We start from the raw sequence: 23,451 nt of genomic DNA on the forward strand, positions 1-23,451 counted from the left end.
GACCACCGAGACCCATTCTATGCCATGCGGCCTGAGCGACGCAGATCAGGACACGCAGAGTTCGGGCGGAGTTCAGCGGGAGCGACGCGACAGCACGCTCTCGGCATCCGTCACGTCGGAAGCCATCTGCGTCTTCAGCTTCTCGATCCCCTCGAACGCGACCATGCCGCGCAGACGCTCCACGAACTCGACGGTCACGTCGTGACCGTACAGGTCGAGATCTGTCTCGCCGATCACGTGCGCCTCGACCTGCCGCTCGAGCACATCGTCGAACGTGGGGTTCGTGCCCACCGAGATGGCTGCTCGATGCCGGAGTCCGGTCTCATGGTCGACGAGCCAACCGGCGTACACCCCGTCGGCAGGGACGAACGAGTCGACCGATGCCGAGAGGTTCGCGGTGGGGAAACCGAGTTCCCGTCCGCGCTTGAGTCCATGCACGACCTCGCCGCGCACATCGACATTGCGGTCGAGCACGCGTGCCGCGGCAGTGACGTCGCCGGCCATCAGGAGTTCTCGGATCCATGTCGACGAGACTCGGCGGTCCGACCCGTCGAGGAACACGTCGTCCACGACCTCGACGGTGAAGCCGTACTTCGGCCCCAGTTCTCTGAGTAGCTCGGGGTCACCTGCTCCGCCCCTGCCGAACCGGAAGTCCTCTCCCACGAGGATCGTGGACACATGGAGCGCACCGGTCAGGATGCCGGCGACGAAGTCCTCGGCGCTGCGCGCCGCGAACTCCTCATCGAAGGTCAGAAGCAGCGTGGCATCGAGCTCGAGCTCGCTCAGCAGTTCGAGCTTGCGGCCCACGGTGACCACGTTCTCGGGGCAGCGATCCGGTCGGAGCACGGCGAGCGGGTTGCGGTCGAAGGTGACTGCCACGGCCCGGACTCCCGACTGCGCCGCGATCTCCTTCAGGCGCCGGATCACCGCTCGGTGACCGGCATGCACGCCGTCGAACTTGCCGATGGCCACCGCTGAGGGGCCGAAGCCGGCGGGCACCTCGCTCGGGTCCCGGAAGACGATCATGCGTCGACCTCGGCGCGGAGAGATGGCTGTGCCTCGCGGGCCGGCCGATGGGTGCGCAGCCACCAGATGCCGAAGACCGGCAGCACGAGCGGGATGAACAGGTATCCGCGCCCGAACATCGACCAGACGGTGTCGTGCGGGAACAGTTCGGGGAAGAAGATGCTGAGCGAACCGACCACCAGGACTCCGGCGAGCTCGAAGACGATCGCCACCCACGCCACCGCGTACCAGCCGCGACGACTCGCGAGAACGAGCGCCAGAGTGGCGAGGATGTACACGACTGCGGCGAGTGCCGAGAGTGTGTAGGCAAGCGGTGCCTCGCCGAACTGTCGGAAGATCTGCACGAAGCTTCGACCGGTCGCCGCCAGCGCCATCACGGCGTAGACGATCACGAGGACACGGCCGATGCCGGTCATGCGGGAGGTGGGAACGGTGGTGCTCATAGCGTCCCCCATTCTAGATCCGGGCGGGAGGACTCGGATGCGCGCTCGACCGGCTCAGGCGACCTGGATGGTCCAGATGACGTGCATACGCCAGACCATGATCGCGACGGCGAGAGCAGCGACACCGAGGATCACGGTGCTCCAGCGACTGCGCTCCATCAGCGCCCACAGCACGGCACCCACGGGCAGGAGCACCGCAGACACGAGGTAGACCCAGTACTCGAGCAGATCACCCGTAGGAGGGTTTCCTGCCAACGGCGCCACGATCGCGACCACCACCTGGACGACGAGGAGCAGTTCGACCAGCGCGAGCGCTCCGACGGTGTAGTCGCTCGGACGCCGACCGGCCAGACCGAGCACGACGCAGAACACGCCAGCAGCGGCCGCGACCGCCACCTGGGCGATGGTCAGCCAGAGGATCATCCGACTGCCTCCGGCATGTTCATGGCGCTCTTGAGATCGGCCCCGCGTCTTTCGACGACTCCGACGAGGACGCCGTCCTCATCGATCGCGGCCGCCAGGGAGCCGGTCATCCGATCGGCTTGTCCGATCAGCCTCTTACCGTGACGGAGGTCTCTCGCTTCCTCGGTCGACACCGGCAGCGGATCGAGGACCCGCGCGGCCGCCGCGGCCGGGGTCAGCAGCGCCGTCTCCACGACATCGTCGACCTTCACCGCATCTGCGACGTCGAAGTCGCCGACGCGTGAGCGCCGAAGAGCTGTGAGGTGCCCACCGACACCGAGGGCGGCACCCAGATCACGAGCGAGCGAGCGGATATAGGTGCCGGAGGAGCAGTCGACGACGACGTCGAGGTCCAGAGACCCTGCGGTCGAGCGCTCGGCGATGACCTCGAAGCGCGAGACGGTGACATCGCGCGCGGCCAGCACGACCTCTTCCCCTGCGCGCACGCGGTCGTACGCGCGGCGTCCGTCGACCTTGATCGCCGACACCGAACTCGGCACCTGCGAGATCGCCCCGGTGAGTGCCCGGATCCCGGCGGACACGCGGTCGGGGGTGACCGAGTCCCAGGACTCCGCAGCGGCCCGCGTCAGGATCTCGCCATCGGCGTCGTCCGTGTCCGTCGTCTGCCCGAGACGGATCGTGGCCTCGTAGGTCTTGTCGGCTCCCACGATGTAGGTCAGCAGTCGCGTCGCGCCCTCGACGCCGATCACGAGCAGACCGGTTGCCATGGGGTCGAGGGTTCCCGCATGCCCGACCTTGCGGGTGCCGAGTGCACGCCGGGTGCGTGCGACGACGTCGTGGCTGGTCAGTCCAGCTGGTTTGTCGACGAGGAGGATGCCGGGCGAGACCATCTCTCAAGCCTACGATGCGTGCGAGCGCTTCATCGCACGCACGCACGCCGACCATGCCCCCTGGTCCCTCCTAGGGGATCCCTGTTCGCCTAGGCTGTCGAGGTGCCTTCGACATCGCGTCCCGCCGCCGAGGTGGCTCTGCCTCTTGCGCACTGGTATCGACGCGCGGCACGCGATCTGCCGTGGAGGCGCCCGCGATTCCATGAGGACTTCGGCGCCTGGGGCACGCTGGTCAGCGAGTTCATGCTGCAGCAGACCCCCGTGAACCGGGTGATTCCGCACCTCGAGGCGTGGCTCGACAGGTGGCCCACCCCCGCTGCGATGGCTGCCGCCTCGACCTCCGACGTGCTGCAGCAATGGGCCAACCTCGGCTATCCCCGCCGCGCCCTGTGGTTGCACCGCGCTGCCGTCGAGATCACGGAACGACATGGCGGAATCGTCCCCGAGGACGTGGACGACCTGCTCAGGCTCTCGGGAATCGGCGACTACACAGCAAGAGCGGTGGCCGTCTTCGCCTACGGAGCTCGACACCCCGTCGTCGACACGAACACACGACGCGTGATGGCACGGGCGATCCTCGGACAGGCGCAGCCGGGCCCTCCCTCGCGCCGCGATCTGGAGCTGATGGATTCGCTGCTCCCCGCCGATGTGGCGGATTCCGCCGTGTTCAACGCTGCGGCGATGGAGCTGGGCGCGACCGTCTGCACGGCGAGGTCGCCGCGCTGCGATATATGCCCTCTGGTCGACGGGTGCGCGTGGGTGGCTGCGGGGCGGCCGGACACCGGCGACACCCGTAGGCGTCAAGCCGCCTTCGAGGGCTCCGACCGTCAGGCCCGCGGAGCAGTGCTCCGGATCCTGCGAGCCGCGGCACCTGAGCCCGTTCTGATCGACTCCGTGCTCGCCGAGTGGCCGGATGCTCTTCAGCGCGACCGTGCGATCGACTCTCTCATCGTCGACGGCCTCGCCGAAGCCGATGGAGAGATGCTGTCGCTCCCCCGCTGATCATGCGGGTCAGATGAACTGCCCGATGCGGTGGGCGAGCACCGTGAGCTCGACGCGGGTCCGCACTTCGAGCTTCGCGAAGACGCGGCCCAGATGCACTTCCACCGTGCGCACCGACACATGGAGCGAGTCGGCGATGTCGCGGTTCGAGGCACCGCCGACCGCCAGCATCGCGACTTCGAGCTCGCGAGCGGTCAGCATCGACTCCCAGACTCGCCGGCACGCCGACAGCGGGTCGCCGAGGACGCTGACCCCGTCCGCCCTCTCCACCCGTTCGAGACGCACCGAGATGGCCCTCGCCCAGGCGGTCGCACCGGAGACCTCCAGAAGGTTCCGTGCCATCGACAGATGCTCTCGGCCGAGTTCGAGATCGCCCTTGATCAGCGACTTCGTGCCGATCATCGCTTCGACTCGCCCGCGTGAGAACGGCGAGGTCAAGGTGCGAGCGGCAGCGACGACGAGCGGACGCTCGACGCGCCATTCATCGTCCGAGCAGCTGGTGATCTGCACCCGCAGTCGCTGGGCGAGCGCGATCTCGGGCGGCTCGATCCGACGAGGGGTCCACGATGCGCCATGCGTGACGACGATGGCCTCCTCGAGTCCGGGAACCGACAGCGTCGGCTGCGGGGCGCCGCGATCTCTCCAGAGCCGCATGCACGCCGCCGCCTCGGCTGAGTGCCCTGACAGGAACGCCTCGATGCCTCGATCCACAAGCTGATCGATGCGGAGAGGGGCGGGAAGCGCAGCAGTGAGAGCCCTCGCGATCGGCCCCAGCCGACCGAGAACCGCGAGGTCGAGGCGCCGAGCGATCACGACGCCGAGCCCGGCGAACGGCACGGCGACGGGCAGTTCGATGGCCGCACGCATCATCCTGTCGCGCGCAGCTCCGATGTCACCACGCCACATCAGCAGCAGCACCTCGACCACCGCTCGATACGCCGCGATGAGAGGGCTGAGCTCGAAACCGGCCACGAACGGGTCCACTCCCCCGCCGACCGGCGAGTCTCCCGCTGCAAGCAGGCTGAGGCCCCTGTCGACGTCCCCGTCCAGCGCGGCCTGCAGAGCGCGGAGCATGCCTCCGGTGAGCGGACCCGCGCCGCGCACATGGTCGATCTCGCCGTCGCCCATGACGAGCCAGGCGAGAGCGATCACCGGGTCCCGAAGATCCTGGTCAGCGTCGACCCGCGCACTCGACGTCCGCAGAGCTTCGAGCCACGACCGCATCCCCCGGCGGTCACCGCGCTCGGCACACAGCATCGCTGCGAACGCCGTGGACCGTGCCCACGAGTACCAATGCTCGGCATCATCGACGCGAGGCTGGACCGCGCTCATGTCGACCTCAGGCACACCGCCGCGGAGATGCGCCTCGGCGACCAGCCACCCGCCGAGACCTTGCAGACGATAGAGCTCTGCGCCGTTCGGAAAGAGACTCCCCAGTCGTCTCGCCGCCTCGACGGCGTAGCCTGCGGCGATCGCTGCGACACCGGCCACGAGAGTCGCCTCATCCCGCTCCACGCCGCTCGAGTGCGCCGCGGCCTCGGCCGCGAGGTGGAAAGCCCGCTCGCTCAGGCCCGCCTCCGAATGCGCTCTGGCGATTCGGGTGAGCTCGTCGGCGGTCACGGGCTCCCCGTGCATCGCTGCACGAGCACCATGCCAGTCGGCGTCGACCCGCTCACCACGTTCATCGAAGAGCCTGCTCAATCTCGCGTGCACCGAGGCGGCCGCGGCCGACGCCGTCGTCGCGCGCAACCAGATCGCCAGCCGGGGGTCGGCGAGGCGGACTCGGCCCGCGTGGATGTCGAGAAGCGCTCCGAGCGGACCTCGGGTGAGCTCTGCGGCGGACCGACCCGCGAAATCCACCAGCGGGTCGAGCCTGTCGTCGAGCCGCAGCGACACGGCGACGAGGACCTCACGGTCTCGATCATCGAGCTCCAACTGAGCGAACAGCGCCTCGACCGATGGCACCATCGGCAACGGCGACGGGAGCGCGCTGAGACCGTGGCGCTGAGCAGCGTCGAGCCGAGCGGCGACCGCCAGGATCGTGCGCGGATCTTCTGACAGCTCGAACGCGAGTCGCGCCGCGACATGCGGCGCGCAACTCAGGTCGTTCTCGAGCAGGTCGTCGAGGATCTTCTCGACAGCCACAGGCGCGACTGCTGCCGCCCCCAGCGCACGCGAAACGTCGATGTCGAACCCCCCAGTCCCCGCGGGCGAACGCCCGTCGAGCTGAGGTTATCAAGACAGTCGGACCCGCAGACGAGGGCTCCGATATTCAGGACTTCGTGTCGTCGTCTTCCTGGCGGAGGTACGGGTCCGCTTCGCCCGCGTGGGATGCCGAGGACGCGAGCCTCGCCACCTCGGCGTCTCGCTGCTGCGCTTCGCGCAGGAGAGCCGAGATGTGGTCGGCGTTCTCGGGCAGTGCATCCGGGATGAACTCGAGCGTGGGCACGAGGCGCGTGCTCAGCTGCTTCCCGACCTCGCTGCGCAGCATTCCGGTGGCGGAGGTCAGAGCCTCGCCACTGGAGAGACGTTCCTCTTCGGTGCCGAGCACCGTATAGAAGACGGAGGCATGCTGCAGGTCTCCTGTGACACGGACATCCGTGATCGTGACGAAGCCGAGGCGCGGGTCTCGCAGCCCCTTCTCGAGCCGCTCCGCAAGGATCACTCGAATGCGATCAGCCAGTCGGGCCTGTCGTTCACCAGCCATTGTTCTCTCCCTCTACGTACTCTTCGGGCGAGGATGCATCACGCACCCTCGCCCGAAGATATCGAACTCGATCAGCCGCGAGGCTTCTCGATCAGTTCTGTCGTCTCGATCTCATCACCGATCTGGATGTCGTTGAACTTGCCGAGGCCGATACCGGCCTCGTAGTCCGTACGCACCTCGGTGACGTCGTCCTTGAAGCGACGCAGCGACTCGATGGCGAGGCCATCGGCCACAACCACACCGTCGCGGATGACGCGAGCCTTGGCGTTTCGCGTGATCGTTCCCGATCGCACGATGACACCGGCGATGTTGCCGAACTTCGAGGAGCGGAACACCTCGCGGATCTCGGCGACACCCGACTGGACCTCTTCGTACTCCGGCTTGAGCATGCCCTTGAGCGAGCTCTCGACCTCGTCGATCGCGTTGTAGATCACCGAGTAGAACCGGATGTCCACACCCTCACGCTGGGCGCGCTCGCGCGCCTTCGTGTCGGGGCGGACGTTGAAGCCCACGATGATCGCATTGTCGATCGTCGCGAGGTTGACGTCGGACTCCGTGATCGCACCGACACCGCGGTGGATGATGCGGAGCTGCACCGAGTCATCGACCTCGATCTTGAGCAGCGACTCCTCGAGTGCCTCGACGGCACCGGAGACGTCACCCTTGATGATGAGGTTGAGCGACTCGACCTTGCCCTCTTCGAGAGCACGGGTGAAGTCCTCGAGCGAGATGCGCTTGCGGGCCTTGGCCAGCTGGGCGTTGCGCTCGACCGCTTCACGCTTCTCAGCGATCTGACGGGCCATGCGGTCTTCTTCGGTGACGATGAAGACATCGCCTGCACGCGGCACCGAGTTCAGACCCTGCACCTGCACCGGACGCGACGGGTAGGCCTCGAGGACCTGCTCGCCGTTCTCGTCTGCCATCGCACGCACACGGCCGTACGCCGTTCCTGCGACGATCGCGTCACCGATCCGGAGCGTTCCGGACTGGATCAGCACCGTGGCGATGGATCCGCGGCCCTTGTCGAGCTTCGCCTCGATGGCGACACCGCGAGCGGCCTTGTTCGGGTTGGCCGTGAGGTCGAGACCCGCGTCAGCCGTGAGCAGCACAGCGTCCAGGAGTTCCTGGATGCCGGTGTTCGCCCGAGCCGAGACGTCGACGAACATGACGTCTCCGCCATACTCCTCGGCGACCAGACCGTATTCGGTGAGCTGCTGACGAACCTTGGCCGGGTTGGCGTCGGGCTTGTCGACCTTGTTCACCGCGACCACGATCGGCACATTCGCCGCCTGAGCGTGGTTCAGCGCCTCGACCGTCTGGGGCATGATGCCGTCGTCGGCTGCGACCACGAGGATCGCGAGGTCTGTGACCTGCGCTCCACGAGCACGCATGGCGGTGAACGCCTCGTGACCCGGGGTGTCGATGAAGGTGATGGCACGCTCGATGCCCTCGTGCTCCGTCCACACCTGGTACGCACCGATGTGCTGCGTGATGCCGCCGGCCTCACCGTCGATGACGTTGGTCTGGCGGATCGCGTCGAGCAGTCGGGTCTTACCGTGATCGACGTGACCCATGACGGTAACGACGGGCGGACGGATCTCGAGGTCGTCTTCGTCCTCCTCCTCCAGCTCCTGCGCGAGGTTGAGTCCGAAGCCCTCGAGGAGCTCCTTGTCCTCGTCCTCGGGCGAGACCATCTGGATCTTGTATCCGAGCTCCTCACCGAGCACCTCGAACGTCGCCTCGTCCAGCGACTCGGTGGCCGTGGCCATCTCGCCGAGGTTGAAGAGGATCGTCACGAGGGTTCCGGGCTGAACCGTGTAGCCGGTCAGCGTCTCGATCTTGTCGGCGAAGTCCGCGATCGACGCACCACGGCGCATGCGGATGATCTCCCCGTTGCCACGGGTGACGTTGACGCCACCGACGACCGGGGCGCTCCGCATCTCGAACTCTTGCCGCTTCGCCCGCCGCGACTTGCGCTGCTTGCTCTTGCCGCCGCCCTTGCCGAAGGCACCTGCGGTACCTCCGCCAGGACCACGACCGCGACCGCCGCCACCACCGGGGCGGCCTGCGAAGCCACCGCCGGGACGAGCACCGGGACCGGCACCGGGTCCACCGGCACCGCCGGGACGACCGGGACCGCCGGGACGCTGCTGGAACGGTGCGCCACCGGGACGACCGCCCTGCCCGCCGCGCGGAGCGCCGGGACGGGGGGAACCGGGGCGAGGCGCACCCGGACGCGGGGCACCGGGACGCGGAGCCTGCGGACGCGGGATGTTGCCGGGAGTCGGACTCGGCCGCTGGCCCATGCCCTGCGCCGAGGCGAAGGGGTTGTTGCCGGGGCGCGGACCAGCCGGACGCTGGCCCATGCCCTGCGCCGACGAGAACGGGTTGTTGCCGGGACGCGGTGCGCCGGGCTTCGGCGCGCCGCCGTCGTTCGACTTCGGCGCAGCGGATCCGGACGCTGCATCCGTCGAAGCGGCAGCCTCGGCAGGAGCCTCAGCGGCCGGGGCGGGAGCCTCGGGAGCCGGGGCGGCTACGGGCTCTTCCGGCGCGGGGGCCGGCTTGGGCCCGGGCTTGGGCCCGGGAGTCGGTCCGCCGGTCTTGGCGGCGCCGGGCTTCGAGGCACCGAGTGTTGCAGCACCGGGTGCTGCAGCACCGGGCTTGGCTGCACCGGTTTTGGCTGCACCGGTCTTGGCCGCTGCGGGAGCCGCGTCAGCGGATGCCTTCAGCGAGGCATCCGACTCGATGGCAGCGCGAAGCTTGCGCGCCACCGGCGGTTCGATGGTCGAAGAGGGGCTCTTGACGAACTCTCCGAGTTCCTTGAGCTTTGCAAGTGCGATCTTGCTGTCGACGCCGAGTTCGGCGGCGATCTCGTGTACGCGTGGTTTACCAGCCACAATTCTCCTGTCTGGGGTCGGTCCACCCAGACAGGGCAGACCACTAGTCGCGGACGGGTCTCATTTCGAGCCGTTCACTTTGTTTCCATAGCCGTTCAGCCTTTGTTTCTTGGTGGGTATTGTTCGATGATCCGCGTGTCCAGATTGCCGGACACGCGAAGTGCTCTGCCGAAAGCACGGCGCCGCAGAGCGGCATCCATGCATTCCGGTGTCGGATGCACCCACGCGCCTCGCCCTGGCAGAACGCCTCGCTCATCGATGATGAGGATCTCGTCCTGGGACACCACTCTGAGAAGAGCGGCGCGGGGAGCACGCGTGCGACAGCCGACGCACGTTCGTACGGGTTCCATCTTACACCTGTGTTCCCGTCCGACTCACGCGACGAGCGCGAGTCGGACGTGACGAGAGGTCAGTCCAGGACGCTGTCGGGCTGGATGTCGATCTTCGCGCCGGTGAGCTTCGCAGCCAGACGGGCGTTCTGCCCCTCCTTGCCGATCGCGAGGGAGAGCTGATAATCCGGCACGAGTGCACGCACGGCCCTGGTGTTCGCGTCGAGGATGAACGCGCTGGTCACCTTGGCAGGCGAGAGCGCATTCGCGACGAAGGCGGCGAGCTCGGGGTCGTGATCGACGATGTCGATCTTCTCGCCTGACAGCTCCTCGGTGACGGCGCGCACACGGCGCCCCATCTCACCGATGCACGCGCCCTTGGCATTGATCGCCGGGTCGTTGGCTCGGACGGCGATCTTCGTGCGGTGACCGGCCTCTCGGGCGAGCGAGACGATCTCCACAAGACCTGCGGCGATCTCGGGAACCTCGAGTGCGAACAGCCTGCGGACGAGGCCGGGGTGCGTGCGGGAGACGGTGATCTGCGGCCCCTTGAGCCCCTTCGCGACGCTCGTCACATACACGCGGAGGCGTGAGCCGTGGGTGTATTCCTCGCCGGGCACCTGCTCCTCCGGCGGAAGGATCGCCTCGACAGCTCCGAGATCGACGTGGATCATGCGGGGATTCGGTCCCTGCTGGATCACGCCCGCGACGATGTCGCCTTCCTTGTCCTTGAAGTCCCCCAGCACCACGTCATCCGCGATGTCGCGCAGACGCTGGCTGATGACCTGCTTCGCGGCGAAGGCGGCGATCCGGCCGAAGTCATCCGGCGTGGCGTCCTCTTCACCGATGATCGCGCCCTCTTCGTCCTTGACGACCTGCAGCACGGCGACGTGCCCGGTTCGACGATCGAGCTCGACGCGGACGCCCTCGGGGGTGGCTCCTTCTGCGGAGACGTGCTTGGAGTAGGCGGTCAGGATGGCCTGTTCGATGATCGAGACCAGCTCATCGAAGGGGATCGCCTTCTCCTTCTCGATCCCACGCAGCAGACTCAGTTCGATATCCATGACGACTCCCTATTCAGCTCTCGTCGCGCGGGTGTGCACGCGCGACATCCGTACCACGATACCCTGTGCCCACCGCCGGTCGCCACGAGGGCAACCGCAGCGATGCGGTGCCGAGCGTGCAGGAGGACTCAGTGACGACGTACGACACCATCGTGATCGGGGCAGGGATGTCCGGGGTGACGGCGGCTCGCATGCTCGCCGACGCCGGAGCGGACGTCATCGTCCTGGAGGCGAGGGACCGCATCGGCGGACGGATGCACACCGATCGCGCCGCAGGCTTCCCCGTCGATCTCGGCGCGTCCTGGGTGCACGGCATAGCGCGCTCCGAGCTGTGGGACCTCGTGCAGGCACTCGGCATCCCGACGCTCGAGTACACCGTCGGCAGCTTCCAGGTCGGAGGGCGGCCGATCGAGAACTTCGACGGCGACGGCAGGCCGATGGATGCCGCGCGCACCTCGCAGTGGGTGTCCGATGTCGAGGAGGCCGACCGTCTGCTGGTCGAGGAGATCGAGCGGTCCTCGCCCGGTGAGACCTATCTCGAAGTCACCGAGCGCGCGCTCGACCGCACCGGCTTCGATCCTGAGCGCATCGACGAGATCCGGGAGTTCTTCCGTCATCGCGTCGAGGAGCAGTGCGGAGCATGGATCGGCGACCTCGACGCGCACGGGCTCGACGAGGACGCGATCGACGGAGACGAGGTCATCTTCCCCCGTGGGTACGACGAGCTCCCCCGGCGCATCGCCGCCGAGCTCGATATCCGTCTGAGCCAGGTGGTCACCCGCATCGCGCGCACGGATGCCGGGGTCATGGTGTCGACCGACGACGGCGAGTTCTCGGCGCGCAGTGCGCTGGTCACGGTGCCGCTGGGCGTGCTCAAGGCGGGATCGATCGACTTCTCTCCTCCCCTGCCCGATAGTGTCGCGGGGCCGATCGCCCGACTGGGCATGGGGGTGTTCAACAAGGTATTCATCCAGTTCCCCGAACGCTTCTGGAACGAGGAGAGCTACGTCCTGCGGGCCCTCGGCGAGGCGGGAGAACACTGGCACTCCTGGTATGACGTATCAGCGGTGAGCGGAGTTCCGACGTTGCTGACCTTCGCTGCCGGCCCGTTCGGCCGCAGGATGCAAGAGCTCTCCGACGAAGAGATCGTCGCGGATGTCGTGAGCGCTCTCCGCGCCCTCTACCCTGATGCGGTCGGCGAGCCCATCGCTCACTGGATCACCCGCTGGGGGAAGGACGCGTTCTCGAAAGGCTCGTACTCACATCTCGCGCTCGGGTCGTCGCACCACGACCATAACGAACTCGCGGGGCCCGTCGACGGAGTGCTGCACTTCGCCGGCGAAGCGACGTGGGGTGACGAGCCCGCGACCGTGGGGGCGGCCTTCTATTCAGGGCACCGCGCGGCGGAGCGGATTCTCGGGCGCGACGTCGACGCGAGCCGCTTCGCCGCGCGCGTGGCAGCTCGCGCCGTCGCCGCACCGCGCGGCTGAGCGGCGCGCGCCTCCGGCGTCAGCGACGGTAGACCTGCACGACGGCGGGACGCGGCGCGTGCGGAACATCACCGGGCGCGTCCGAGCCGTAGTCGGGGAACAGGGAGGTCGGCGCATCGAACGTCCCGTCCTCCCCCGGGTGCTGCACGGCGACGAAGACGAGCCCTTCCTTGTCATGGATCACCGGACCGCAGGTCTCGGCATCACGCGGCACCGCGAGGAACTGCTGCACGTGTCCGCGTTCGGATCCGGTGAGGGGCACCTTGAAGAGACCGTCAGCGAGGCCGATGGTGCTCGGAGCGCCATCGGTCGAGATCCAGAGATCCCCCGCAGAGTCGAAGGCCAGGTTGTCGGGACAGGAGATGGGCGAGACCGCTTCCTTGGGGAACCCGGCGAAGTACGCGTTGTCGAACGTCCCCGGGTCGCCGCACAGCAGCAGGACGCTCCAACCGAACGAAGTCCCGCTGTGCCCCTTCGTCTCCGTGAGTTCCAGCACGTGACCGTAGCGATTTCCCGTCACCGGGTTCGCCTCGTCGACGGACTTGCGGCTGGAGTTGTTGGTCAGCGCGACGTAGACCTTGCCGCTGGTCGGGCTCGGTTGCACGTCCTCAGGGCGATCCATCTTCGTCGCGCCGACGGCATCCGCGGCAAGTCGCGTGTAGACGAGCACCTGCTCCGTCGTGAAGCCGGGGACCGCGCTACGGCCACTCCGCGTGAGAGGGATCCAGGTTCCTGTGCCGTCGAACGCGCCGTCAGCGGGCAGTGCTCCCGATCCGGTGATCTCCGTCGCCGGAGAGTTGCCTGCGAACTTCGCCACGTAGAGGTCGCCCTCGCTCAACAGCGAGAGGTTCTTCTTGCGCGAACCCGAGATGCGGTTCTTCGAGACGAACTTGTACAGGTAGTCGTTGCGCTCGTCATCACCCATGTACGCGACGACTCGACCGTCGGAGGCGACGTGCACGTTCGCGCCCTCGTGCTTGAAGCGCCCCATCGCCGTGTGCTTGCGCGGGGTGGAGGTCGGGTCCTGCGGGTCGATCTCGACGATGTACCCGAAGCGGTTCGGCTCGTTCACGAAGCCCGGGTCATGGGCGTTGAAGCGCGGGTCGTACGACTCCCAGCCCGTGGAGGTCGTCGCCGTGCTCGATGCGCTGTACCGTCTCTGCTCGGTCGTGTCGGCAGCCCAGGCGAAGTATCCGTTGAAGTTCTCTTCACCCGAGAGGATCGTCCCCCACGGAGTGGTCCCACCCGCGCAGTTCCCGAGAGTTCCGTGGACCCACCGGCCGTCCGGGTCCGCCGCCGTCTTGACGAGATCCGAACCCGCGGCAGGACCCGTCAGCTCGAACACCGTCTCGACGGTGATGCGCCGGTTCCGGCGCCCGGCGACGACGTAGGTCCACGGGTCGCCGACGCGTCGGCGACGGATATCGACCACGGACATCCCCTGGGCCGCCTTGTAGACGTCGCCTCGCCGACGGAGCTCGGCCAGGTCGGTCGTCGGCGGGAACATGATGCCGGGGTTCACGTATTCATGGTTGTTGACCAGGACCCCGGACTTGCCGCTCGGATCCGGGACGATGTCGAGGTAGTCGCTGTTGTAGCCGAACTGACCGGCTTGCGCCTGCGGCGACTGGGCCGCGAAGTCGAAGGTCGGAGTCGTGGAGAAGAGCGGATCTCCCCAACGGATCAGGGGCGCCCACGTGAACCCCTCAGGAACCGTGAACGCGTCGACATCGGCGGAGACCGGGGCGATGGCGGTGAAGGCGAGCCCGGCAGATCCCGGCTTTCCGAGTCCGACCGACCCGGCTCCGGCCGCCGCCGGTGCCGACACGGGTGCTGAGCGGTCCACTCCGACCGCGATCGCCACGGCTGCGGCTGCCCCCAGACCGAACAGCGCGCGCCGTGAGAAGACCGCGGACGCGATCGAACGGAAGTCGTCGTTCGACGATGTGTTGCATTCCGGCCCCAGACACGCGTTCGCGCACTTGAGTTCGCAGGTGACCGACGAGCGCTTGCCACGCGCATGGCCGATCAGCGGGAGCCGGTTCCGAGTGTCGTCCACAGCCATCTGATCCTCCTCGACAGGGTGCGGTCAGCATCGTCGTCACAGATGAAGGCGGGGTTAATGCCGAATGAACTCCCGGCATCACAGCGCGGGAGCGGAATCCAGGGAGTTGATCGCGCCGATCAGGCGGAAGAGACCGCCGACCTGACGCTGATCGAGGTGCAGAGCAAGACGAGGAAGATGCAGCACGTCATCATCGGCGACCTCGGGCGAACGCGGAGCAGTCCGCTCGATGCGTCCGCTCGCCAGCATCCCGGCGAACTGCTCGTTGAGCTGCTCCACCTCGGCATCGGATGGCTCGGCCCGGAGGCGCAGCACCAGGGTGTCTCCGAACCACCGCAGTGAGTCGTAGTTTCGCCAGAAACCTGCGATCACCGCCGCTGCCGACTCGACCGAGTCTGTGATGACGACGCGGTCGAAATCGCCCTCGGAGATCACGCCGGTGGGCGCGAGATCCTCGTCGATGAACCGCTTGAGTCCGTGCCAGAAGGTGCCGCCGGGCTCATCGAGCAGCACGATCGGGGTCGGCTCGGCCTTTCCGGTCTGCTGGAGGGTCAGCAGCTCGAACATCTCGTCGAGCGTGCCGAACCCACCGGGGAGGCAGATGAAACCGCTGGACTCCTTGATGAGCATGAGTTTGCGGGTGAAGAAGTACTTCATCGCCACCACGTGCTCGCTCGCCGCGATCAGGCTGTTGGCCTTCTCCTCGAACGGCAATCTGATCGATACGCCGAGCGACAGCGCGGGGCCGGCACCCTCAGCGGCTGCCTGCATGATTCCCGGTCCTGCTCCGGTCACCACCATCCATCCGTCCGCAGCGAGAGCAGCCGCGACGTCACGCGCCTGGACATAGAGCGGATCGTCGTGGAGGGTACGCGCCGAGCCGAACACCGTGACCTTCGGTACCCCTTCGAACGGCGCGAACAAGCGGAAGGCATCCCTCATCTCGGCGAGGGCGGCGGAGGCGATCTTGAGGTCGAGGCGGTTCGTGCCGTCCTCTCCCAGCAGCACCGCCGTGCGCATCATGCGCATGACCAGTCGGCGATCGGTCTTCACTCCGGCCTCGTCGAGGACGTTGTTGATCTCGGCGCTCAGAGACTCGGGCAGCGGTTCGTCCGTCATGCCCTCAGCCTGTCACGAGCCCCGGTCGAGCGGGTCTCCGCAACGCCGCGCTCCGCCCTCACCACGCGCGCGGCGCCTTGTCAACGCCCGTGTGGAGTCTGCCGGCCCGCGGCACAGTGGCCGCATGACAGAGATCACTGGACCCGAAGCACTCGCACGCGTACACGAACTCGTCGAGGACATCGACTTCACGATGCTGACGACGAACGATGACGACGGCAACCTGGTGAGCAGGCCGATGTCGACGAGGCAGATGGACGACGCGGGAGACATCTGGTTCTTCACCGCAGAGGACACCGAGAAGGTGGAAGAAGCGCGGGCCCACCGCCAGGTCGGCCTCTCGTATTGCGACGCGAAGGGAATGCGCTACGTGTCTGTGGCCGGCAATGCATCCGTGGTGCACGACCGCGCCAAGATGGAAGAGCTCTACTCGCCCTCCCTCGACATCTGGTTCGAAGACGGGCTCGACACCCCCGGCATCGCACTTCTCAAGGTCACTCCCACCGTCACCGAGTTCTGGGAACCCGCCAAGGGCAAGATCGCGATGGCGGCGGGGGCCCTGAAGGCTCTCGTCACGAAGGACACGCCTGACGACGACATCATGAACCACGGCCACATCGTCTGCTGACCGGCGACTCGGCTCCGTACAGACGGAATGCCGCGCACCTCGGTCGAGGGCGCGGCATTCGTGGTCTGTACCGTCAGCGACGACGGGTCAGCTGCTGCACGGCCTCGGCGACCGACACCGCTTCGCGAGCCCCGGTGCTGCGATCCCACAGCTCGACCTGACCTTCGGCAGCACCGCGACCGACGATGACGATCTTCGGCACGCCGACGAGCTCGGCGTCGCCGAACTTGACTCCGGGAGAGACTTTGGGGCGGTCGTCGTAGAGCACGTCGAGGCCTGCGGATTCGAGCTGGGCAGAGAGATCAGCCGCCACGTCGAAAGCCACCTGGTCACGACCGGCCGCGACGACCTGCGCGTCGAACGGTGCGACCGATGCGGGCCAGATCAGACCCTTCTCGTCGTTGTTCAGCTCCGCGATGATCGCGAGGATGCGGGTCACGCCGATTCCGTACGAGCCCATCGTGACCGTGACGAGCTTGCCGTTCTCGTTCAGCACCTTCAGACCGAGAGCCTCAGCGTACTTGCGTCCGAGCTGGAAGACGTGGCCGATCTCCATACCCCGAGCCAGCTCGACGGGCCCGGAGCCGTCGGGCGCGGGGTCACCCGCCCTGACGTTCGCGATCTCGACGATTCCATCGGCGAAGAAGTCCCGTCCGGCCACCACCGAGTGCGCATGCTTCTGATCGAGATTGGCGCCGGTGATCCAGCTGGTGCCCTCGCTGACGCGGGGGTCCACGAGATAGCGGATGCCGGTGGCGGACTCCTCGCCGAGCACGGCCCCGGTCGGCGACCACGGCCCGATGTAGCCCTTGACCAGCAGAGGGTTCTTCTCGAAGTCCTCGGCGGTGGCAGTCTCGACCTCGGCGGGCGCGAAGGCGACCTCGGCGCGCTTCTCGTCGACCTCACGGTCGCCCGGGATGCCGACGATCACCAGCTCGCGGGTGCCATCGAGGTGGGTGAGCGCGAGCACGACGTTCTTCAGCGTGTCGGCCGCGGTGTACTCGCCGTCGAGGTTCGCGTTGACGTGGGCCACGAGCGTCTCGATCGTCGGCGTGTTCGGCGAGTCGAAGATCACCGGCGCTGCATCCGCGTCGAAGGGGATCGCGTCGGGGACGGCGGTGGAGAACGCCTCCACGTTGGCTGCATACCCACCGGCGCTGCGCACGAAGGTGTCTTCACCGACCGGCGTCGGGTGCAGGAACTCCTCGCTGCGTGAGCCGCCCATCGCCCCGGCATCCGCCTGCACGATCACGTACTCGAGACCGAGGCGCTGGAAGATCCGCTCGTAGGCGTCGCGCTGCGCCTGGTAGCTGACGTCCAGACCCTCATCGGACGCGTCGAAGGAGTATGCGTCCTTCATGGTGAACTCCCGCCCGCGGAGCAGGCCCGCGCGGGGACGCGCCTCGTCGCGGTACTTGTCCTGGATCTGGTAGATCGTGAGGGGCAGATCCTTGTAGGACGAGTAGAGGTCCTTGACGAGCAGCGTGAAGGCCTCTTCGTGCGTCGGGGCGAGCAGGTAATCGCCGCCCTTGCGATCCTGAAGACGGAACAGCAGGTCGCCGTACTCGTCCCAACGCCCGGTCGCCTCGTACGACTCTCGGGGCATCAGAGCGGGGAAGTGCACTTCCTGGGCACCTGCCGAGGCCATCTCCTCGCGGACGACGGTCTCGATCTTGCTCTTCACGCGGAGCCCTAGCGGAAGCCACGCGAAGATGCCGGCGGCCTGCGGTCGGATGTATCCGGCGCGGATCAGCAGCCTGTGGCTCGCGACCTCTGCGCCTGCAGGGTCTTCGCGGAGTGTGCGGAGGAAGAATTTCGAAAGACGAGTGACCACCGGGCAAGTCTACTGACCGGTGGTCACTCGGTTTCGCGATACGTCAGTCGCTACACGTCAGTTGAGTGCGGGCAGGCCGTTGGGGATGACGCCACCGGCGTACAGGCTCGATGCGAGCTCCTGCACGGCAGTCAGGGCCACGCGCTGCGGGAGGGGTCCGTAGGAGATGCGGGCGACGCCGAGCTTCTCGTACTCCGACGCCGCGAGGGTGCCGGGGAGGCCGATCACGCTGAGCTTGCCTTCGCCGAGTCCCTCGACGAGCTGCCTGGTGATGTTGGCGTCGAGCATGCCGGGCACGAACACCGCTGTGGCTCCGGCGTCGAGGAAGGCACGGCCGCGCTGGATCGCGTCGGCGACGCTTTCGGCGACGGGGCGGTGACCGGCGCGGACGAACGCATCAGTGCGCGCGTTCAGCGCGAACGGGACGCCCTCTGCCTCCGCAGCCTTGACGATCGCCTCGACCGCCGCGACGGACTCGTCGAACGGCTTCAGGCGGTCTTCGACGTTGGCTCCCACGACGCCGGCACCGATCGCGAGGCGTGTGGTCTCCCCCGCGTCGCCGTACCCGTCGTCGAGGTCGGCGGTGACCGGAACCGAGACGGATGCCGCGATGCGACCGACCATGTCGATCATGATGTCTCGGGGGATCGTGCCATCCTCGAAACCGAACGAGGCGGCGATGCCGTGACCGGCAGTCGCGATCGCCTTCGTCTCGGGAAGTTTCGCGACAGCGCGGGCGGAGACGACGTCCCACACGTTCACGACGCGGAGGATCTCCGGGGCTTCATAGAGTCCGATCAGGGTCTTGGCCTTCGCAGCAGTGGTCATGCTTCCACGCTAGCGCCCAGTATTCCGGTCTAGGTCGGACGGACACGCGAATCACAGGTTCCCGAGGGGCCTGGCGCATCGGCGATCGTCCGAAGCATCGCCTCTCGGCGCGCTGAGGAGGTGTCGGCGGAGGCTGTGCGCTCGCACATTCCGGGATGCTGTTGTTCTCGTGTTGTGGTGCTGTTTTCGTGGCTGATCTGGGGTGGGAATGTCGGTGGTGGGTGGTGTGATGCGGGTATGACGGCACTGATGGACGCGACGGTTGAGCAGGTGGGTGCGCTGGGCGCGGTGGCTGAGATGCTCGTCGAGGTCGATCGGACGATCGGGTCGTTGCTGGCCGCGCGCGACGGTCTCCTCGTGCTCGGGTCGCGGATCGCTGTCGAGGCGGCGGGTCAGGGCGACGAGCCGAGCGCGGATGGTGTCGATCTGGCGGTGCGGGCGGTGGCGGCGGAGTTCGGGGCGGCGCTGCGGGTCAGCGACCGGACGGTGCAGCGGCGGATGCTCGATGCGGAACTCGTCGTGTCACGGTTTCCCCGGGTGTGGCAGGCGCAGGGTGCGGGGCTGATCAGCGCCGCGCATGCCCGGGTCATCGTCGACGCCGGTGCGCACCTCGACGATGCGGCCGACCGTGACGCGTACGCCGGGCAGATGGTCGAGTTCGCGCGAACGGAATCCCCGAATCGGGTGGGGCGGATGGCGCGGCGAGTAGCCGATCGATTCCAGCGGCGCAGCATCGACAATCGTCACACGGATGCCCGCCGGGAGCGCGGGGTATGGGTGAAGAACCGGGCAGACGGGATGGCCGAGGTGAGCATCTTCGGCCCGGCCACTCTCGTGCACGGGGCGTTCGATCGGGTCACGGCGATGGCGAAAGCCGCCCTCGCGGATTCCTCGAGCGACTCCCGTGCTCCGTCGGCTCATGACTCGCGGACACTCGGACAGGCCCGCTGTGATATCGCTCTCGACCTGCTCCTCACGGGTGCACCCGCCGGTCACGACACCGCCGACGGCATGCTCGCCGCGATCACTCCGACCGTCACTGTCGCCGTCCCCGTGATGTCGCTGATCGGTGCCAGCACCGTCCCGGCCGAGCTGAACGGGTGCATCCCGATCGATATCCGCACCGCGCGTCTGCTCGCCGGCGCCGCGACCGGATGGGATCGGATCCTCACCCATCCGATCACCGGGGCGATGCTCGCCGTCGACCGCTACCGCCCCTCGGCCGCCCTGACACGGCACCTGAGAGCCCGCGATCAACGATGCCGATTCCCGACCTGCGGGCACCCCGCCCGCGACGGCGACCTCGACCACACCCGAGACCACGCCCTCGGCGGCGCAACCACAGCCGACAACCTCGGCGTCCTGTGCCGTCGCCACCACACCCTCAAACACCACACCCCCTGGCACCTCGAACACCTCGGCGACGGCACCTTCGCCTGGACCAGCCCCACCGGCCACACCTACATCGACACACCACCCCCACAGAACACCACCACTGCAACTGCCGTCACCGTCGCCACCACCACAGTCCCAGAAGACGACTCCCCACCACCCTTCTGACCGTGGGAAGACAACGCGACCATGCCCGCCATCACGCCGTCCTGTGTCCACGGCGTCATAGTGTGGGGGCATGCCTCAGCGCCGATCGCACGTTGCCCCGTCCGCCGCGCAGACCGAACTGGCCGCAGCGCTCGCGGCCCTCCGAGAGTCTCTCGACGCGCCGGCAGACTTCCCCGCCGCGGTCATCGCCGAAGCAGAAGCAACGAAAGCGGCGACTCCCGAACTCGATCTGCGCGACATCCCCTTCGCGACACTCGATCCTCTCGGGTCACGCGACCTCGACCAGGCGTTCCACCTCGAACGAGACGGTTCCGGCTACGCGGTCCGCTACGCGATCGCCGATGTCCCCGGGTTCGTCGCGCCCGGTGGGGAGGTCGACGCGGAGGCTCAGCGTCGAGGCCAGACGCTGTACGCCGCGGACGGGACGATCCCTCTGCACCCCAAGGTCCTCAGCGAGGACCGCGCCTCCCTCCTCCCCGATGTCGATCGCTCCGCCCTCGTCTGGACGTTCGCACTCGACTCCTCGGGCGTCGTCACGGACTTCCGTCTGGAGCGGGCTCTGATCCGGTCCCGAGCCCAGCTGGACTACGCCAGCGCCCAGGCCGCGCTCGACCGCGGCGAGGGCGGTCCGGCGGCGCTGCTGCCGGAGATCGGCGGGCTGCGGATCGAACAGGAGAAGATCCGCGGCGGCGCCAGTCTGAACCTTCCGGATGAGGAGGTGACCAGAGCAGCCGACGGCAGTTACGCGATCGAGCGCCGGCATCCGCTTCCCGTCGAGGAGTGGAACGCGCAGCTTTCGCTCATGACCGGCATGGCAGCCGCGTCCCTCATGCTGGGTGCCGGCATCGGCATCCTTCGAACGATGCCGCAACCCGACGAGAAGTCCTTCGACGCGTTCCGCCATCAGACCGAGGCGCTCGGGCGCCCCTGGACGACCGGACGATACGGCGACTACCTCCGTCAGCTGGATCGCGCCGACCCGATGACCCTGCCCGTCCTCGAAGCGGCCGCGACCCTGTTCCGGGGCGCGGGCTATGTGACATTCGACGGCGCGGCCCCGAGCGACGCGGAGCAGGCCGCGATTGCGGCTCCGTACGCCCATGCGACCGCTCCCCTGCGTCGCCTCGTCGATCGCTGGTCCCTCGAGATCTGTCTCGCCGTGTCAGAAGGTCGAGAAGTGCCCGGCTGGGTTCGCGAGTCGCTCCCCGAACTCCCTGCGCTGATGCAGAGCTCGGGGCAGCGCGCGTCCAGACTCGACTCGGCGACCATCAACTGCGTCGAAGCCGCACTGCTCACCCCGCTCGTGGGCGGGACGGTCGAGGCGACCGTGATCGAGATACGCGGCGAGCGCGCGACGGTCCAGATCGCGGATCCCGCCGTGACCGCATCCGCACCTGTACCCGCCGGAACAGTGCCCGGAGGGCGCGTATCCTTGCGCGTCGTCAGCACGGATATCGCCCGGGGTGAGATCGAGTTCGCGATCTGACACCTAGGCTCTGCTCCATGCCCACATCGCCGTATATCAGCGGGATCCGCGAACGCATCGGTCACGATCTCCTGCTGCTCCCCGCGGTGACGGCTGTCATCCGGCGCGGTGACCGTTTCCTGATGTGTCGGCGGGTGGACTCGTCGGAATGGGGCCTGGTCGGCGGCGGTGTCGAACCAGGTGAGGATCCGAAGGATGCCGTGCGGCGGGAGGTGCGCGAAGAGCTCGGGGTCCGCGCCGACATCGATCGTCTCGTCGGAGCGTACGGCGGGGAGGACCTCCTCGTCCGGTACGCCAACGACGACGTCGTCAGCTACGTCACGACCGCGTTCCTCTGCACGATCCCCGATGATTCGCCTCTGATCTTCGCCGACGGAGAGTTGGCCGAGACGGGATGGTTCGCGATAGACGAGATCGCAGGGCTGCGACGCGATCGAGGCGTCGACCGAATCCTCGCAGATGCGACCGACTTCATCCGGACTCCTGCCGCGACGTCGACCCCGATCGTCGAGAAGGCCGTCTGCTACGTGATCGCCGAGGGGCACTTGCTGGTGTTCACGCACGATGATGTCGACATCCTGGTCACCGGCGTCCAGGTCCCCGCCGGAACCGTTCAAGAGCACGAGGCAACTGCGCACGCTGCCGCACGCGAGCTGTTCGAGGAGACGGGTCTCCGAGGCTCCGTGACTCGGAGTCTCGGAACGGAGTTGTACGACCTGGCACCGGCGCGGAACGAGATCGCACGGCGTCACTTCTTCCAGATGGAGGCCTCTGACGCCGAGGTGACGGCGGTCTGGCGCGCAGGCGAAGCCGATCCGGCGACCGGCGGCTCTCCGGCCTCGTGGACCTGTCGATGGATCCCTCTCGCTCAAGCGCATGTGCTCGCCGGCGGGCTAGGCGCCAGGCTGGGTGCCGTCTCCCTCTGACCCGACCCGCCTGCGCACCGAGGGCTACGCTGACGGGGTGGATCACCTCGCCGTCGCAGCACGATTCGTCACCGCTCACTACCCCACAGCTGACGTCGCCCTCGTGGCGGGGAGCTCTGCACGGGGCGACCGCACCGCGACGAGTGACATCGACCTGCTGGTGCTCGGAGATCGGCTCTTCAGCGTCGAGGGGCAGACGAGCGAAGCCTCGACGCACGAGTTCGAGGGCGAGATCTTCGAGGTGTTCGCATACACCCCGACGGGGTTCGACGAGTGGGCGGCGCGAGGCATCGCGCAGCATCGGCCGGTGACGGTGCACATGCTCGTCGACGGCACCGCGATCCGCGACGATGGCCGACTGGCATCACTCCGCACGCATTGGCAGAGCGTGCTCGACGCGGGGCCTTCGCTCAGCGCGCAGGAGTGCGCGTTCCGCCGGTACGTCATCACGGATGTGCTCGACGATCTGGAGGATTCGACAGACCCTCTCGAGCAGCGAGTGGAGGCATCCATCCTGTTCGAGCGAATCGCAGAGCTCATTCTGCTCACCGAAGGACGCTGGATCGGGGCGGGAAAATGGCTCCCTCGGCGTCTCCGCGAGCTGAGCATGGAGCGAGCCGACCGTTTGGCGCTCCCTCTGATCGAGAGCGACTATGCGACCTTCGCGGCCCGCGTCTCGGCTGAGCTCGACCGCGCCGGCGGGCGCGTCCAAGCCGGTTTCGTACGCTGAGCAG

At 67.6% G+C, this 23,451-nt stretch carries 20 protein-coding genes; 7 read left to right on the plus strand and 13 right to left on the minus strand.

The genetic code is table 11. The features are described 5' to 3' along the window. Positions 1-72 precede the first annotated feature (72 nt). The 4 genes from ACIP5T_RS04340 to truB are packed head-to-tail and all read right to left on the minus strand — an operon-like array spanning position 73 to position 2,782. Entirely contained in the window at positions 73-1,026 is a 954-nt protein-coding gene (locus ACIP5T_RS04340) for a bifunctional riboflavin kinase/FAD synthetase (protein ID WP_400860852.1), read from the minus strand. Then, complete coding sequence (locus ACIP5T_RS04345) at positions 1,023-1,469, minus strand: hypothetical protein (protein ID WP_400860853.1); 447 nt, start codon at positions 1,467-1,469, stop codon at positions 1,023-1,025. Before ACIP5T_RS04345 ends, ACIP5T_RS04340 begins: the two co-directional genes overlap by 4 nt. Positions 1,470-1,523: 54 nt before the next feature. Further along, entirely contained in the window at positions 1,524-1,892 is a 369-nt protein-coding gene (locus tag ACIP5T_RS04350; protein WP_400860855.1) for a hypothetical protein, read from the minus strand. Next, positions 1,889-2,782 (minus strand): tRNA pseudouridine(55) synthase TruB, encoded by an 894-nt coding sequence (gene truB / locus ACIP5T_RS04355; RefSeq protein WP_400860857.1) that lies wholly within the window; start codon positions 2,780-2,782, stop codon positions 1,889-1,891. Before truB ends, ACIP5T_RS04350 begins: the two co-directional genes overlap by 4 nt. 102 nt (positions 2,783-2,884) lie before the next feature. Between truB and ACIP5T_RS04360 the strand changes: the two genes are divergently transcribed. Next, on the plus strand, positions 2,885-3,784 hold the full coding sequence (locus ACIP5T_RS04360; protein WP_400860858.1) for an A/G-specific adenine glycosylase: 900 nt from the start codon (positions 2,885-2,887) through the stop codon (positions 3,782-3,784). Between the two features lie 9 nt (positions 3,785-3,793). Here the strand turns inward: ACIP5T_RS04360 and ACIP5T_RS04365 are convergent, their stop codons facing one another. From ACIP5T_RS04365 to nusA, 5 genes are all read right to left on the minus strand, one after another. Further along, a complete protein-coding gene (locus tag ACIP5T_RS04365) occupies positions 3,794-5,929 on the minus strand; it encodes a LuxR C-terminal-related transcriptional regulator (protein WP_400860860.1) in 2,136 nt (711 codons plus the stop codon). A gap of 127 nt (positions 5,930-6,056) precedes the next feature. After that, positions 6,057-6,491, minus strand: coding sequence for a 30S ribosome-binding factor RbfA (gene rbfA, locus ACIP5T_RS04370; protein ID WP_400860861.1), 435 nt, complete (start codon positions 6,489-6,491; stop codon positions 6,057-6,059). 71 nt (positions 6,492-6,562) lie between these two features. Further along, positions 6,563-9,388 (minus strand): translation initiation factor IF-2, encoded by a 2,826-nt coding sequence (gene infB, locus ACIP5T_RS04375; protein ID WP_400860862.1) that lies wholly within the window; start codon positions 9,386-9,388, stop codon positions 6,563-6,565. A 95-nt stretch (positions 9,389-9,483) separates the two neighbouring features. After that, the gene (locus ACIP5T_RS04380) at positions 9,484-9,738 is read right to left on the minus strand and encodes a YlxR family protein (RefSeq protein ID WP_400860864.1); all 255 of its coding nucleotides are present in this window, start codon (positions 9,736-9,738) and stop codon (positions 9,484-9,486) included. A 59-nt stretch (positions 9,739-9,797) separates the two neighbouring features. Then, positions 9,798-10,781: a transcription termination factor NusA gene (gene nusA, locus ACIP5T_RS04385; RefSeq protein WP_400860865.1), complete on the minus strand. Its 984-nt coding sequence runs from the start codon at positions 10,779-10,781 to the stop codon at positions 9,798-9,800. A 65-nt stretch (positions 10,782-10,846) separates the two neighbouring features. Between nusA and ACIP5T_RS04390 the strand changes: the two genes are divergently transcribed. Continuing rightward, the gene (locus ACIP5T_RS04390; protein WP_400860866.1) at positions 10,847-12,271 is read left to right on the plus strand and encodes a flavin monoamine oxidase family protein; all 1,425 of its coding nucleotides are present in this window, start codon (positions 10,847-10,849) and stop codon (positions 12,269-12,271) included. Positions 12,272-12,290: 19 nt separating this feature from the next. Here ACIP5T_RS04390 and ACIP5T_RS04395 read toward each other — a convergent pair whose 3' ends face one another. Then, entirely contained in the window at positions 12,291-14,336 is a 2,046-nt protein-coding gene (locus ACIP5T_RS04395) for a PhoX family protein (RefSeq protein ID WP_400860868.1), read from the minus strand. A 78-nt stretch (positions 14,337-14,414) separates the two neighbouring features. Further along, positions 14,415-15,455, minus strand: a complete 1,041-nt coding sequence (locus ACIP5T_RS04400; RefSeq protein ID WP_400860869.1) for a TIGR00730 family Rossman fold protein — start codon at positions 15,453-15,455, stop codon at positions 14,415-14,417. A gap of 124 nt (positions 15,456-15,579) precedes the next feature. Between ACIP5T_RS04400 and ACIP5T_RS04405 the strand changes: the two genes are divergently transcribed. Beyond that, the gene (locus tag ACIP5T_RS04405; protein ID WP_400860871.1) at positions 15,580-16,083 is read left to right on the plus strand and encodes a pyridoxamine 5'-phosphate oxidase family protein; all 504 of its coding nucleotides are present in this window, start codon (positions 15,580-15,582) and stop codon (positions 16,081-16,083) included. Positions 16,084-16,156: 73 nt separating this feature from the next. Here ACIP5T_RS04405 and ACIP5T_RS04410 read toward each other — a convergent pair whose 3' ends face one another. Together ACIP5T_RS04410 and ACIP5T_RS04415 are read right to left on the minus strand one after the other, a co-directional pair. Continuing rightward, positions 16,157-17,917 carry a proline--tRNA ligase gene (locus tag ACIP5T_RS04410; protein ID WP_400860873.1) on the minus strand — a complete coding sequence of 587 codons (1,761 nt, stop codon included), beginning with the start codon at positions 17,915-17,917 and terminating at the stop codon, positions 16,157-16,159. 57 nt (positions 17,918-17,974) lie between these two features. After that, positions 17,975-18,745 carry an isocitrate lyase/phosphoenolpyruvate mutase family protein gene (locus ACIP5T_RS04415; protein ID WP_400860874.1) on the minus strand — a complete coding sequence of 257 codons (771 nt, stop codon included), beginning with the start codon at positions 18,743-18,745 and terminating at the stop codon, positions 17,975-17,977. A gap of 237 nt (positions 18,746-18,982) precedes the next feature. On the opposite strand from ACIP5T_RS04415, the gene ACIP5T_RS04420 reads away from it, so the two are divergent. From ACIP5T_RS04420 to ACIP5T_RS04435, 4 genes are all read left to right on the plus strand, one after another. Then, entirely contained in the window at positions 18,983-20,305 is a 1,323-nt protein-coding gene (locus tag ACIP5T_RS04420; RefSeq protein WP_400860875.1) for a DUF222 domain-containing protein, read from the plus strand. Between the two features lie 70 nt (positions 20,306-20,375). Continuing rightward, positions 20,376-21,791 carry an RNB domain-containing ribonuclease gene (locus ACIP5T_RS04425; RefSeq protein ID WP_400860876.1) on the plus strand — a complete coding sequence of 472 codons (1,416 nt, stop codon included), beginning with the start codon at positions 20,376-20,378 and terminating at the stop codon, positions 21,789-21,791. Between the two features lie 17 nt (positions 21,792-21,808). Continuing rightward, a complete protein-coding gene (locus ACIP5T_RS04430; RefSeq protein ID WP_400860878.1) occupies positions 21,809-22,717 on the plus strand; it encodes an NUDIX domain-containing protein in 909 nt (302 codons plus the stop codon). Beyond that, positions 22,701-23,447: a nucleotidyltransferase domain-containing protein gene (locus ACIP5T_RS04435; protein ID WP_400860879.1), complete on the plus strand. Its 747-nt coding sequence runs from the start codon at positions 22,701-22,703 to the stop codon at positions 23,445-23,447. The genes ACIP5T_RS04430 and ACIP5T_RS04435 overlap by 17 nt, the downstream gene beginning before the upstream one ends. Positions 23,448-23,451: the final 4 nt, after the last annotated feature.

The organism is Microbacterium sp. NPDC088619 (assembly GCF_044752825.1).
Lineage (GTDB): Bacteria > Actinomycetota > Actinomycetes > Actinomycetales > Microbacteriaceae > Microbacterium.

Bases quoted from the DNA above. Each gene is read 5' to 3' on its own strand.
- ACIP5T_RS04340 (WP_400860852.1), bottom strand. From the start codon at position 1,026: ATGATCGTCTTCCGGGACCCGAGCGAGGTGCCCGCCGGCTTCGGCCCC.
- ACIP5T_RS04345 (WP_400860853.1), bottom strand. From the start codon at position 1,469: ATGAGCACCACCGTTCCCACCTCCCGCATGACCGGCATCGGCCGTGTC.
- ACIP5T_RS04350 (WP_400860855.1), bottom strand. From the start codon at position 1,892: ATGATCCTCTGGCTGACCATCGCCCAGGTGGCGGTCGCGGCCGCTGCT.
- truB (WP_400860857.1), bottom strand. From the start codon at position 2,782: ATGGTCTCGCCCGGCATCCTCCTCGTCGACAAACCAGCTGGACTGACC.
- rbfA (WP_400860861.1), bottom strand. From the start codon at position 6,491: ATGGCTGGTGAACGACAGGCCCGACTGGCTGATCGCATTCGAGTGATC.
- ACIP5T_RS04380 (WP_400860864.1), bottom strand. From the start codon at position 9,738: ATGGAACCCGTACGAACGTGCGTCGGCTGTCGCACGCGTGCTCCCCGC.
- nusA (WP_400860865.1), bottom strand. From the start codon at position 10,781: ATGGATATCGAACTGAGTCTGCTGCGTGGGATCGAGAAGGAGAAGGCG.
- ACIP5T_RS04395 (WP_400860868.1), bottom strand. From the start codon at position 14,336: ATGGCTGTGGACGACACTCGGAACCGGCTCCCGCTGATCGGCCATGCG.
- ACIP5T_RS04400 (WP_400860869.1), bottom strand. From the start codon at position 15,455: ATGACGGACGAACCGCTGCCCGAGTCTCTGAGCGCCGAGATCAACAAC.
- ACIP5T_RS04405 (WP_400860871.1), top strand. From the start codon at position 15,580: ATGACAGAGATCACTGGACCCGAAGCACTCGCACGCGTACACGAACTC.
- ACIP5T_RS04415 (WP_400860874.1), bottom strand. From the start codon at position 18,745: ATGACCACTGCTGCGAAGGCCAAGACCCTGATCGGACTCTATGAAGCC.
- ACIP5T_RS04420 (WP_400860875.1), top strand. From the start codon at position 18,983: ATGACGGCACTGATGGACGCGACGGTTGAGCAGGTGGGTGCGCTGGGC.
- ACIP5T_RS04425 (WP_400860876.1), top strand. From the start codon at position 20,376: ATGCCTCAGCGCCGATCGCACGTTGCCCCGTCCGCCGCGCAGACCGAA.
- ACIP5T_RS04430 (WP_400860878.1), top strand. From the start codon at position 21,809: ATGCCCACATCGCCGTATATCAGCGGGATCCGCGAACGCATCGGTCAC.